Source organism: Streptomyces aculeolatus, from assembly GCF_020400605.1.
In the GTDB taxonomy this organism is placed as follows: Bacteria; Actinomycetota; Actinomycetes; order Streptomycetales; family Streptomycetaceae; genus Streptomyces; species Streptomyces aculeolatus.
In genome coordinates, this window is record NZ_JAINRD010000027.1 from 13,187 (window position 1) to 25,973 (window position 12,787).

A 12,787-nucleotide genomic window follows, 5' to 3' on the forward strand; every position below is an offset into this window, starting at 1 on the left:
CACCACCACCCCCGCGACGCCCGCCGCGCCGCGGCGTACGGGGAGGCGGGGGACACACCGGGTTTACATCCGGGCAACGGTCGGGAAACCGCGGCTTGCGACGCTGCCCGGGGCGGGAGGACGTGCCCGCCGGGACCGCATCTGTGCGACATCTGTGCGAACGAAGGACGGCGACCGTGAGCTACAAGGCCGAGTACATCTGGATCGACGGCACCCTGCCCACCGCCAAGCTGCGCTCGAAGACCAAGATCGTCGAGACCGGCGCCGAGCCGCCCCTGTGGGGCTTCGACGGCTCCAGCACCAACCAGGCCGACGGCAGCTCCTCCGACTGCGTCCTCAAGCCCGTCTTCACCTGCCCCGACCCGCTGCGCGGCGGCGCCGACGTGCTCGTACTCTGCGAGGTCCTCGACACCGACCTGCGCCCGCACGCCTCCAACACCCGCGCCGAGCTGCGCGAGGTCGCCGAGCGCTTCGCCGCCCAGGAGCCGGTCTTCGGCATCGAGCAGGAGTACACCTTCTTCCGCGGCTCCCGCCCCCTCGGCTTCCCCGAGAACGGCTTCCCCGCCCCGCAGGGCGGCTACTACTGCGGCGTCGGCGCCGACGAGATCTTCGGCCGCGAGGTCGTCGAGGCCCACCTCGACAACTGCCTCAAGGCGGGCCTCGGCCTGTCCGGCATCAACGCCGAGGTCATGCCCGGGCAGTGGGAGTTCCAGGTCGGCCCGCTCGCCCCGCTGGAGGTCGCGGACCAGCTCTGGGTCGCGCGCTGGCTCCTCTACCGCACGGCCGAGGACTTCGGCGTCTCCGCCACCCTGGACCCCAAGCCGGCGAAGGGCGACTGGAACGGCGCGGGCGCGCACACCAACTTCTCCACCCGGCGGATGCGCGAGGGCTACGAGGCGATCGTCGCCGCCTGCGAGGCGCTCGGCGACGGCGACAAGCCCCTGACGCACGTGCGCGCGTACGGGGCGGGCGTGGAGAGCCGGCTGACGGGGGCGCACGAGACGGCGCCGTGGGACGAGTACTCGTACGGGGTGTCGGACCGCGGGGCGTCGGTGCGGATCCCGTGGCAGGTGGAGAAGGACGGCAAGGGCTACATCGAGGACCGGCGGCCGAACGCGAACGTGGACCCGTATGTGGTGACGCGGCTGATGGTGGACACGTGCTGCGCGGCGCTGGAGAAGGCGGGCCTGGACTGAGCCGGTAGGCCGACGGGGTACGGGCCGGGGCTGGACCGGGTCGCCGCGGTCGGCGGGGTCCGCGGCCGCCGTGCCCGGAACCGCCGGCCACCGGGCGGCCGAGGGGTTGGTGCAAAGGGCTCTTCCGCTCGCCCTTTCGGCCGCGTTGCGCTGGCCCGCGGCCGGTGAGGTGCCGAGGCTGAGTGCATGTCAGGGGCGCGGCGGGTCTGGACGGCGGTCGCCGCCGCGCTGCTGAGCGCGCTGACGGTGCTGCTGCTGTGCCGGTACACGGTGGCCGACCCGGCGTACTACACGGGCGCCGTACGGGAGGCCGACGGCTACCAGCGCATCTACGACGAGGTACTGCCCGACCCCGCGGTCCGCCGGGTGCTGCGCAGCGGCGCGCTGGGCGTCCCGCTGCGTAGCGACGCGGTGGTCGACAACCTGCCGCTGCTGGTGCCCCGCCCGGCGCTGGAGCAGGCGGCGGCGAGGCAGGCAAGGGCCCTGGTGGCGGCGCTCACGGGCACCGGCCGCGCGGTTCCGGGTGACGACTGGCGCGGCCCGGTCACGGAGAGCGCGACGGAGGCGGGCAGCGAGCACCTCCGCGCGCTGCGCGCCGACGCGGACCCCTCCGCGGCGCGCGGCCTCACCCACCTCATCGCGCGCCTCCGCGAGTACGTCACCCCGTCCAGCCCGTCGCCGGCCCCGACATCGGCGCTGCGGACCGCGGTGGCGGCCTTCGTCCACGACACGTGGCCCCCGGGTACGGCGCGGCGCATCATGACGGCGCTGGACGAGGTCCTGCCGGGAGCACCGCCGGAACCCCACGGCCCGTCGACCGGCGCCGGAGTGGACGGCACGGGGGCGGAGGTCCGCCCGCCGTTGACAGGGCCGCCGGAGTGGTGGTCGGTGGCCGGGAGGGGGTCGGAGACACGGGCGAAACGCGGTGCGGAGCTGCGCCCGCCGTTGGTCGTGGGTGGCGAGGCGGTGGGGCGGCCGGGGTTGTGGTCGGCGGAGCCGGGGGATGGTGCGGCGGGCGCGCGGGCAGGACGGGGTCTGGAGCCGCGGGGGCCCGGGGCCGGGGAGGGACCTGGGGCGGAGCCGCGCCCGCCGTTGGTGGTGCGGGGTGAGGGTGTCGGGCGGCCGGGATGGTGGTCGGCGGTGCCGGGGGATGGTGCGGCGGATGCGGATGTGCCGGTGGGGCGGGGGCCGGAGGCCGGGGAAGGGTCCGGGTTGGAGTCGCGTGGGCAGACTGCGGGGGGCGGGTCCGGGGCGGAGTCGCGCCCGCCCTCGACGGAGGAAGCGGCGGACCGGCCGGGCGCGCCCTCGGTGGCGTCGGGGGGTGCCGTGGCGGAGCGGCGGGTGCCACTGGTGGTGGAGGACAGGGCCGGGGCCGGTGCGGATCCGGCGTCGGCGGCCCCGTCGAAACTGCCGGGGTGGGTGCCGGAGCGCGGCGCGGTGGTACGGACCGTGCTCGCCGCCGCCGCGTCGTGGTGGGCCGTCGCCGGGGTGGCCGCCGCGGCGGCCGTCGCCGGAGTGCTGGCGCTCCGCGCCGCGGCCCGGAGCGGGCGGCCCCGGGCCCGTACCGCCGCGGCGACGTGCGCCGGCGCCGCGGTACTGACCGCCGCCGCGGGGACCGCGGTGTGGGCGATGCTGCCGGCGTCCGCGGGGCTGGTGCCGGACGGGCTGCCGCCGAGCGTGGCGGCGCTGCTCACGGACGTGGTGACCGGGCTCTACCGCGAGGCGGCCCTGAGCTGGGCCGCCGCCCTGCTCGGCCTGACCCTGACCGCGACCGCCCTGGCCCTCACCGCCTCGACCGCCACCCGCAGAACCCTGCACCGCACCCTCACCGCGCTCACCCGCCGCCCCTCGACCCCACCGCCAGCCGCCCACCACACCCCGCACCACCATCCGGAACCCCCCGCACCGGCCCGTATCCCACCCACCTCCCCGACTCCCCCCGAACCCGCCCCGCCCGCCCGCAACCGTCCCCGCGCCCCCGCGCCTCCGCGCCCCTCCCGCCCCCCGAAGGCGACTCGTTGGGTCCACCGCGCCGGAATCTGCGCCGCCGCCGCAGCCGCCCTCGCTCAGGTCTGGGTGCTCGTCGGCGTCCCCTCCGAGGCGGCCCTCGCCTGCAACGGCGACGTCGCCCTCTGCGGGCGGCCCTACGACCGCGTCGTGCAGGTCGGCGCGCACAACGCCATGGCCACCGTGCCCGACGGGTTCCTCGGCGCCCACCAGGACGTCTCCCTCACCGGGCAGCTCGACCGCGGCGCCCGCGCCCTCCTCCTCGACACCCACTACTGGGAGACCGCCGAGCGCCTCGTGCCGCCCGCCGGCACCGGCGGGCTCGACGCCGCCGCGCGGGCGACCCTCGTACGGGCCGTGGACTCCGTCGTGCGGCCGCGGCCCGGGACGTGGCTGTGCCACGGGCCCTGCCGCATGGGCGCCACCCCGCTCGCCGCGCAACTGCGCGAGCTGCGCGGCTGGCTGGAGGAGCATCCGCGGGACGTGGTGACCCTGATCCTCCAGGACGCCATCACCCCCCGCGATACGGAACGCGCCTTCCGCGCCGCCGGCCTCGGGCCGTACCTGTTCCGGCCCGACCCCGACCCCGCCGCCCCCTGGCCGACGCTCGGCGAGATGGCCGGCTCCGGGCGGCGGCTCGTGGTCTTCGCCGAGGAGGCCGACGGGCCCGCGCCCTGGTACCGGAACTTCTACGACTACGCCGTCGAGACCCCGTACCGCGCGCGCAGCGCCGGCGACCTGAGCTGCGCGCCCCACCGCGGCGGCACCGACCCCCGCAAGCAGCTCTTCCTCCTCAACCACTTCGTCACCCACGGCATGGGCGCCCCCCGCGCCGAGGCCGCCGCCGTCAACGACGCCGACGTCATCGTCCGCCGCGCCACGACGTGCGCGCTGCTGCGCGGGCGGCTGCCGACCATCGTCGCCGTGAACCACATGACCCTCGGGGACGCCGTCGGCGCGGTGCGGCGCCTCAACGCCGGGACGTCCTGAGGGAGCCGCCGGTCAGCCGCAGCGCGTTCCCTCCCGCGGCAGGTTGCCCTCGAACAGGAAGCGGTCGACGTTGCCGTCGACGCAGTCGTTCCCGGTGATGTAGCCGGTGTGGCCGTCACCCTGGTAGGTCAGCACGACGGAGTCGTTGCCGAGCGCCTTCGCCATGTCCGCCCCGCCCTTGTACGGGGTGGCGGGGTCGCCGGTGGTGGCGACGAGCAGCGCCGCCGGGGCGTCCGTGGCGCGTACGCGGCGGGAGTCGTTGTCGCCGGGGACGGGCCAGCCCGTGCAGGTCAGCAACTGGCCGGCCATGAACGTGCCGAAGACCGGGGACGCCTTGGTGAACTCGGGTCTGGCCTCCTCCACGTCCGCGGCGGTGTAGCGGTCGCTGGTGTCGCGGCAGGTGACGGCGGTGAAGGCGGCGTCCGCGTTGTCCTCGCCGCCGCGCTGCGAGATCCCCGAGCCCGACCCCGGCACCACCGCCCCTGGAACCACCGCACCCGGAACGGCTGACCCCGGCGCCCCCGCGCCGCCGCCTCCGCCCGCCAGCCGTACCAGCGGCGCCCCGTTGCCGTTCCCGAGCGCGGTCAGCGCGCGCCGCAGGTCCGGCCACAGCTCCGTCGTGTACATCGCGTTCGTCAGCGCGTCGACGAACGTCGTCTGGTCCAGCACGCCCGCCGCGGTCTCGATCTCCCGCCCGTCGAGCAGGCCGAAGAGCTGCCGTATCTCCTTCCTGGCCGCCGAGGGGTTGCCGCCCAGCGGGCACTTCGACGCGCCGCGCTTCGTGCAGTCGTCGGTGAAGTCGTCCAGCGCGCGCTGGAAGGCGTGCGCGTTGGCGAGGTAGGTCTGCCGGCTGTCCTTCAGCGGGTCCTCGACCCCGTCCAGGACGATCCGTCCCGCCTTGTCCGGGTAGTGGTGCAGGTAGTCGGCGCCCAGCTTGGTGCCGTAGGAGAAGCCCATGTACGTGAGCTTGTCCTCGCCGAGCGTCGCCCGCAGCACGTCGAGGTCGCGGGCGGAGTCGACGGTGCCGACCCACGGCAGGAGCTGCGCCGAGTCCTCCTCGCACAGCCTGCCCTGGAGCCGGTGGTACGCCGCGAGCCGGTCGGCCTCCGTGCGGTCGTCGGGGGAGCGGTCCAGGCTCTTCGTCTGCCGCGCGGTCGGCCGCGCGCAGCGTACGGGGCTGCTCTCGCCGACGCCGCGCGGGTCGTGGGCGACGACGTCGTAGCGCTCGTTGAGCTTCGCGAACTTCGCGCCGAGGCCCGCGAGGCCCTCGACGCCGGACTCGCCGGGGCCGCCGAAGTTGAGCACGAGGGAGCCGATGCGCTCGTCCTCCGGGCCGGTCGCGGGCAGCCGGGCGACGGCGAGGTGCAGGTCGCCGCGGTCGGTGGCGGCGTAGTCGCGGGGGACCTGGACCCGGGAGCACTGGAGCCGTTCGAGGTAGGCGGGGGCCTTGCGGCCCGCCTTCTTCTCCGCCTCCGCGACCGCGTGACCGCAGTCGTTCCACGACACGGACTGGTTGTAGTACGGGGCGAGCGGCGCCGTGTCGTCGTCGGCGGGGCGCTGGACGGGGGCGCCGGCCGGGTGCGCGGCCGTGAGCGCGAGGGCGCCGGCGAACGGCAGGACCGCGACGGCGAGGGCGGCGCGGCGGGACGCGGAACGGCGGCGACGGGCGGGGGATATGTCGTGGTTCGCTCCCATAGGCCACACGGTAAGCGCGGCCCCGTACGCCCGCACCCGCGGCGCGGGCCGCCGGACGCCCGCCGGCGTACCCCCGCGGAGCCGCGTGCGGCACCGGTCCCGGCGCAGTGCGCGGAGCCGTGCGCGGAGCCGAGGGCCGCCGGGCGCAAAACGGGGCGCGCGGCTGCCCTGCGGGCTGGGATGCTGGCCCGCATGGCTGATCACGACCCCCGCGGCGCCGCGCGCGTCGTCGCCGCGCTCCACTCCGTCGGCGTCCGCCGCCACACCGGGCAGGTCATCCTCGACGGCGTCGACTGGACCGTACGGGCCGGGGAGCACTGGGCGCTGCTCGGCCCCAACGGCGCCGGCAAGACCACCGCGCTGCGGCTGCTCGGCGCGCTGACGCACCCGACGACCGGCACCGTGGACGTGCTCGGCCACCGCATCGGCCGGGTCGACATGCGGGAGCTGCGCGCCGCGATCGGCCTGGTCTCGGCGGCGCAGAAGGTGCCGCAGGACGCCACCGGGCACACGGTCGTGCTCACCGGCGCCAGCGGCACCGTGCAGCCGCTGTGGCGCACGTACGGCACGGCCACGCGCGAGCGCGCGTACGAACTGCTGGCGGAGCTGGACTGCAAGGAGCTGGCCGACCGCCCGTACGGCGTCTGCTCCGGCGGCCAGCGCGCCCGGCTGCTCATCGCCCGCGCGCTGCTGCCGGACCCGGGACTGCTGCTGCTCGACGAGCCGTTCAACGCGCTCGACCTGCCCTCCCGCGAGGACCTGGTCGACGCCCTGGAGCGGCTCGCGGAGACCCGCCCCGGGCTGGCGACCGTCATGGTCACCCACCACCTGGAGGAGCTGCCGCCCACGACGAGCCACGCGCTGCTGCTGCGCGACGGCCGCGTCTCGGTGGCGGGCCCGGCGGCGGAGGTGCTCACGGGCGCACGCCTGACGGAGTGCTTCGGCCGCCCGATCGAGGTCCACCACCACACCGGCCGCTGGCAGGCCCGCTCCCCCCGCCCGTAGCACCCCCGCGCCGAGGGGCCCGGCCGGGCCCGTACCGCCGCCCGGCTGCCGCACAGCAGCACGACGTTCGCCCCGCCCCGCAGACCCTTCCCGCGCTCGGAACCTTCGCCCACCGCCGAACCAGGAGATCGAACATGAGCGTGCCCGACCGCTGCACACCGCGCCGCCTCCGGTGGCACCGGTGATCGTGATGCAGCCGGTCCTGGAGTTCTACGCCCCCGGCGGATTCGACCTCTGGCCTCTCTCCGAGGAGGCGCCGTTCGGGTACCTGGCGCTCAGCGGTGAACTGACCACCGCCGAGGTCGGGACAGCGGTGATGTCCATCGCCCGGTGCAACGACATCGACCCCGACCCCGCAGCGGGAGACGACCGCCCGCCCCGGCCGGCCGACCCGCTCGGCTCCTTCCTGCACGGGCTGCTGACCTTCGACGACCTCTTCGCCGCCGGCGGCCTGCGCGTCACGGACCACTCCACCGGCGTCACGTTCCTCCCCGGCTGCTGCAACGGCCTGGAGGACTGGCGCGAGTGGTACGGCATCGTCGACGCCGGCGCACCGGCGTCCTTCGGACACGACCCCGACCCGGCAGCCGAGCTGATCGATGGCACCGTCCGCCTCACCGTGGACGCCGAGCAGGACGACAGCCCGGTGATCGACTTGCCTGCCGCGGACCTCCGGCCGCTGCTGGACGGGGTGGAGCGCGACCTCGCCGGCTTCCTCGCGCTGGCGACCGGCTGGGCCGGCGAGCAGCTGGCGGACGGCGCCGCCCCCGTGGCCGCGGCCCTCGCCCGAGTTCTCGCCCACCCGGCCCGGTGACACCCGAACCTCTGCGCGCCGGCTGCCCGCAGCCCCCGCGGCCCGTCCTCCGTTACGCGCCCGGGGGTATGCGGTCGCGTTCGCCCGGCCAGTCCAGCGTCAGGCGGTGTGCCCGGGGGAGTTTGGCGACCACCAGGTCGTACGAGTCCTCGATCATCTCCAGCACCAGGTCCTCGGGCACGGCGCCGTCGAGGCGGACCGTGTTCCAGTGGCGCTTGTTCAGGTGGTACCCGCCGACGATCTCCGGGTACGTCGCGCGCAGTTGCACCGCCAGGTCCGGCTCGCACTTCAGGCTCACCGACAGCGGCGCGGCGGCCAGCTCGCTGAGCGCGAACATCTTGCCGCCGACCTTGAAGACGGAGACCGCCCGGTGGCGGTCGAAGGGCCACTCCTCGACGGCCCCGTTCGGCTCCAGGCAGGCGGCGCGAAGCTGGTCAGGTTCCATGCGCCCAGTATGGGAGCCCCCACTGACACCGCACGGCGAGCGCCCGCCAGGGGCGTACGCGGAGGGGCCCGGATGGCGGACCGCCGCCCGCCCCAGCCGCCCGCGGGCCCTACAGCCCCGCCGACGTCGCCGCCGCCGTCAGCACCTCCCGCAGCATCGCCGGCGTCAGCCGGCCGGTGAAGGTGTTCTGCTGGCTGACGTGGTAGCACCCGTACAGCTCCAGCGGCGCGCCCCCGTCCGCCCGCCGCAGCGTCGTGTGCGCCCCGTGCCCGAACTCCGGGCGCGGGCGCGGCACTTCCCAGCCCGCCGCGGCCAGCACCGGCAGCGCCGCCTGCCAGCCGAACGCGCCGAGCACCACCGCCGAGCGCAGCGTCGGCCGCAGCAGCTCGATCTCGCGGACGAGCCAGGGCCGGCAGGTGTCGCGCTCGGTCGGCGTCGGCTTGTTCTCGGGCGGGGCGCAGTGGACGGGGGCGGTGATGCGGACGCCGCGCAGGGTCAGGCCGTCGCCGCGGTGGGTGGCGGTGGGCCGGCTGGCGAGGCCGGTGGCGTGCAGGGCGGCGTACAGGACGTCGCCGGAGCGGTCGCCGGTGAACATCCGCCCGGTGCGGTTGGCGCCGTGGGCGGCGGGGGCGAGGCCGATGATCAGCATCGCGGCGTCCGCGGGGCCGAAGCCGGGGACGGGGCGGCCCCAGTAGTCCCAGTCGGCGAACGCCTTGCGTTTGGTCGCCGCGACCTCCTCCCGCCAGGCGACCAGGCGCGGGCAGGCGCGGCACTCGCACAGCCGCCCGTCCAGTTCGGCGACGGTACGGGTGAGGGGGGCGGTGTCGGCGGGGAGCGGGGGTTCCGTGGTGGTCATTGGTGCCAGCATGCCCGAAGGTGGCCGGCGGTGCCGAACGGGGTCCCTGTACACCTCTGCACATTCGAACTGGTATCCCGAAATGACCTTTGACCAGGGGAGTTTGTCAGTCGGTGGCGGTATCATAGAGGGAGTGAAGACGGGCCAAGACGAGGCCGAGGAGGTCGCCCATGCCAGTGGCGTACGCCCCGACACCCCTGCCCAAGAAGCCGCTTCCGGCAGGTATGCCGCGTGAGTGGTATGTCGCGCACAACCGCATGCTGAAGGCCATGCGCATCGCCATCGCACTGCTCGACACCGGGGTCTACACCCCGCAGCGCGCCCGCAACGAGGTGATACGCCACACCGCCGAACGCATCGGCGTCCACCCGCCCTCGCTCACCACCTGCCGGCTGGTGCGCAACCTGCTCCCGCTCATCTGACCGCGCCGTCCTGACCGCGCCCGTTCCGAGCACGTCGTCCCGGACCGCGTCGACCTGACGGCGCCGTCCTGACCGCGTCGATCCGACCGCGTACCGCGTACCGCGTACCGCCTACCGCGTGCCGGGCGCGGGGCCCGGTCCGCAGGCCACGAGCCTGCGGGCCGTACGCCCCGCGCCCGCGCACACGCGTCCGAACCCCGGCACCCCAGCCCCCCGCCCGGAAAAACCGGCTGCGCCGCGTCCGTTCCAGCGCCCACACTGGACGTCCCGACACGGCGCACACTCCCTGCGCGCGCCGCACCCCGACCCGAAACAGGAGCCCGCCGCGTGCAGGCAGCAGTCACCGTCACCCCCGCCCGGATCCCCGAGTTGCTGCTCGGCCTCGCCACCGTGCGCCCGGTCTTCCTCTGGGGCGCCCCCGGCATCGGCAAGTCCTCGCTGGTGCGGAAGTTCGCCGACTCCCTCGGCCTCGACTGCGTCAGCCTCATCGGCACCCAGCTCGCCCCCGAGGACCTCATCGGCGTCCCGCAGATCCGCGACGGGCGCAGCGTCTTCTGCCCGCCGGAGGCCATCGCCCGCGACGAGGCGTACTGCCTGTTCCTCGACGAGCTGAACGCCGCCACCCCCGACGTGCAGAAGGCGTTCTACTCCCTCATCCTCGACCGCCGCATCGGCAACTACGAGCTGCCCGAGGGCAGCATCGTCATCGGCGCCGGGAACCGCGCCACGGACAACGCGCTGGCCCGCCCCATGGCCTCCGCCCTCGTCAACCGCCTCGCCCACGTCCACCTGGAGGCGTCCGCCACCGACTGGCTGGTCTGGGCCGGCGAGCACGGCATCCACCCCTGGGTCACGGACTACCTGACGGACCGCCCCGACCACCTGTGGTCCAAGCCGCCGAAGACGGAGGAGCCGTTCTCCACCCCGCGCTCGTGGCACATGCTCTCCGACGCGCTGCACTCCTTCGGCCCGGCCCTCGACGACCACACCCTGAAGACCGTCGCGCACGGCACGCTCACGCCCGCGCACGCCGTGTCCTTCTGCGGGTACGTCAAGATCGTCCGGCACCGCTACGGCGTCGAGGCCATCCTCAAGGGCGACGCCTCCTGGCCCCGCCGCACCGAGGACCGCGACCTGCTCTACTACCTCGCCGAGGCGTTCCGCGGCCGGCTCGTCAAGGAGCTGCCCGCGAGCAAGGAGCACGCCTCGCCCGCCGTGCGCGAGACCGCGTACCGCGCCAAGGCGCTTCTGGTCCAACTGGCCGAGATATCCGTGGAGGTGGCGCAGACCGTCATCGCCGAGGACGCGGACGGGCAGCCGGTGCTGCCGGCCTGGTTCCTGGTCGAGGCGGCCCGCGACATGCCGCGCCTGGTGGAGGCGCGCAGATGAGCCGTACGAACCGGGCGGCCCGGCGCGGCAAGGCCAAGGCGCAGCAGCGGGACGACCCGGCGACCCGCGCCTTCTCCGCCGGGCTCGCCAAGGCGATGCAGAACCCGGCGCTGCGCGCCCTCGGTGCGCAGGTCGTCCGCAAGGGCACGACGGGTACGGGCGCGGGGGGCGCGGGGGCAGGCACCACGGGCACGGGCGCCGCCGCGGGCGCCGCCCCCGCACCGCGGACCGCGGTCTTCCCGGACACCGCCGCCACCCTCGCCCCCGCCCACGGCCTCGCCCGGGTGGACTCGTACGGCACCGTCCACGCCCACCCCACCCGGCGTGCCGAGCCCGCCGAGTGGACCTGGGCGCTGGCCCACTGCCTGCTGCACCTCGGCTTCGGCCACGCCCCCGCCGCCCGCGGCGAGCGCACCCAGCCCGACCGGTACGAGCAGGCCGCCCGCTGCACCGTCGTCAACCGCTTCCTCGTCACCTTCGGCACCGGCCGCCCGCCCGCCGACCTGCCCGAGCAGTACCCCGGCGGCGGCGAGGAGGAACTCGCCGCGCGCTGGCGGCGCGACGGCATCCCCGCGGAGTACGAGCGCTGCGGCGCCGCCGGCGACGAGCCCGACGTGCTGCTGCTGCCGTGGGACGGCTGGGCCGGCACCGCGCCGCCGGACTGGCAGAAGGACTTCGCGTACGCCCTCACCCGTACGATGTCCGCCGCCATGGAGGTCGCCGGCGGCCGGCGCGACTCCCTCACCGGCGAGCGGGCGCCCCGGCGGCCGTGGGAGCGGGCGCTGGAGTGGTTCGTCTCCTCGTACCCGCTGCTCGGCGGGGTCGCGGCGGGCATGACCCTTGTCGCCGACGCCGAACTCGCCCGCGCCCACGACATCTCCGTCGCCGCCGTCGACGCCGCCGCGGGCGAGATCTACATCAACCCGCTCAGGGACCACTCCGACGACGAGTGGCGCTTCATCCTGGGCCACGAGATGCTGCACGCCGCGCTGCGCCACGGAGAGCGCCGCGGCGCCCGCGACCCGTACCTCTTCAACATCGCCGCGGACTACGTCGTCAACGGCTGGCTGCTGGAGATGCGCGTCGGCGAGATGCCCCCCGGGCTGCTGCACGACCCGCGGCTCGCCGGGCTGTCCGCGGAGGAGGTCTACGACCGCCTCGCCGCCGACCTGCGCGTCCAGCGCCGCCGGCTCGCCACCCTGCGCGGCCGGGGGCTCGGCGACATCCTCGGCGGCCCGCTGGTGCCGCGGGACCCGGCGGCCGCGTACGTCGACCTCGACGAGTTCTACCGCCGCGGGCTGCAGCGCGGCCTCGACCTGCACGAGCGCGACCACGGCCGCGGGCTGCTGCCGGCCGGCCTGGTCGAGGAGATCCGCGCGCTGGCGCAGCCGCCCCTGCCGTGGGACGCGCTGCTGGCCCGCTGGTTCGACGAGTACGTGCCCCGCGCCGAGCCGGTGCGCACCTTCGCGCGCCCCGCCCGCCGCCAGGCCGCCACTCCCGACATCCCGCGGGCGGGCCGCTACTTCCCGCCCGAGGAGGTCGCCCGCTGCACCTTCGGCGTCGTCCTGGACACCTCCGGCTCCATGGACCGCACGCTCCTCGGCAAGGCGCTGGGCGCCATCGCCTCGTACGCGGAAGCGCGTGACGTGCCCGCGGCGCGCGTCGTCTTCTGCGACGCCTCGCCGTACGACGCGGGGTACCTGCCGGCGACGGAGATCGCCGGCCGGGTGCGGGTACGGGGCCGCGGCGGGACCGTGCTCCAGCCGGGGCTCGACCTGCTGGAGCGCGCGGACGACTTCCCGCCCGCGGCGCCGGTGCTGGTGATCACCGACGGCATGTGCGACGTGCTGCGGGTACGCAGGGAGCACGCCTACCTGATCCCGGGGTGGGCGTCGCTGCCGTTCGTCGCGCGGGGGCCCGTGTTCCGCGTGAGGTGACCGCGCCCGCGGGCTTCGCGGGCGCGTACGG

10 protein-coding genes are annotated in these 12,787 nt (G+C 75.7%); 7 read left to right on the top strand and 3 right to left on the bottom strand.

Annotated features, from left to right (window positions below; translation table 11 throughout):
* The first annotated feature begins 176 nt into the window (after positions 1-176).
* Both glnII and LG396_RS32805 read left to right on the top strand, forming a co-directional pair.
* Positions 177-1,196 (top strand): glutamine synthetase, encoded by a 1,020-nt coding sequence (gene glnII, locus LG396_RS32800; protein ID WP_037748260.1) that lies wholly within the window; start codon positions 177-179, stop codon positions 1,194-1,196.
* A gap of 186 nt (positions 1,197-1,382) precedes the next feature.
* On the top strand, positions 1,383-4,193 hold the full coding sequence (locus LG396_RS32805; protein WP_225797539.1) for a phosphoinositide-specific phospholipase C-related protein: 2,811 nt from the start codon (positions 1,383-1,385) through the stop codon (positions 4,191-4,193).
* Positions 4,194-4,205: 12 nt separating this feature from the next.
* Here LG396_RS32805 and LG396_RS32810 read toward each other — a convergent pair whose 3' ends face one another.
* Positions 4,206-5,888, bottom strand: a complete 1,683-nt coding sequence (locus LG396_RS32810) for an alpha/beta hydrolase (protein WP_225797540.1) — start codon at positions 5,886-5,888, stop codon at positions 4,206-4,208.
* Between the two features lie 180 nt (positions 5,889-6,068).
* Between LG396_RS32810 and LG396_RS32815 the strand changes: the two genes are divergently transcribed.
* Positions 6,069-6,893: an ABC transporter ATP-binding protein gene (locus LG396_RS32815; protein WP_225797541.1), complete on the top strand. Its 825-nt coding sequence runs from the start codon at positions 6,069-6,071 to the stop codon at positions 6,891-6,893.
* A 190-nt stretch (positions 6,894-7,083) separates the two neighbouring features.
* On the top strand, positions 7,084-7,707 hold the full coding sequence (locus tag LG396_RS32820) for a hypothetical protein (protein WP_225797594.1): 624 nt from the start codon (positions 7,084-7,086) through the stop codon (positions 7,705-7,707).
* Positions 7,708-7,759: 52 nt separating this feature from the next.
* Here LG396_RS32820 and LG396_RS32825 read toward each other — a convergent pair whose 3' ends face one another.
* Both LG396_RS32825 and LG396_RS32830 read right to left on the bottom strand, forming a co-directional pair.
* Positions 7,760-8,152 (bottom strand): MmcQ/YjbR family DNA-binding protein, encoded by a 393-nt coding sequence (locus LG396_RS32825; protein WP_018852609.1) that lies wholly within the window; start codon positions 8,150-8,152, stop codon positions 7,760-7,762.
* Positions 8,153-8,261: 109 nt separating this feature from the next.
* Complete coding sequence (locus tag LG396_RS32830) at positions 8,262-9,008, bottom strand: uracil-DNA glycosylase (RefSeq protein WP_225797542.1); 747 nt, start codon at positions 9,006-9,008, stop codon at positions 8,262-8,264.
* Between the two features lie 170 nt (positions 9,009-9,178).
* Here LG396_RS32830 and LG396_RS32835 point away from each other — a divergent pair, with 170 nt between their 5' ends.
* The 3 genes from LG396_RS32835 (at position 9,179) to LG396_RS32845 (ending at position 12,756) form a co-directional block, all read left to right on the top strand.
* Positions 9,179-9,430 (top strand): hypothetical protein, encoded by a 252-nt coding sequence (locus LG396_RS32835; protein ID WP_051102869.1) that lies wholly within the window; start codon positions 9,179-9,181, stop codon positions 9,428-9,430.
* Positions 9,431-9,757: 327 nt separating this feature from the next.
* Positions 9,758-10,819 (top strand): ATP-binding protein, encoded by a 1,062-nt coding sequence (locus LG396_RS32840; protein ID WP_018837542.1) that lies wholly within the window; start codon positions 9,758-9,760, stop codon positions 10,817-10,819.
* Complete coding sequence (locus LG396_RS32845; protein ID WP_225797543.1) at positions 10,816-12,756, top strand: vWA domain-containing protein; 1,941 nt, start codon at positions 10,816-10,818, stop codon at positions 12,754-12,756. Before LG396_RS32840 ends, LG396_RS32845 begins: the two co-directional genes overlap by 4 nt.
* Positions 12,757-12,787 lie beyond the last annotated feature (31 nt).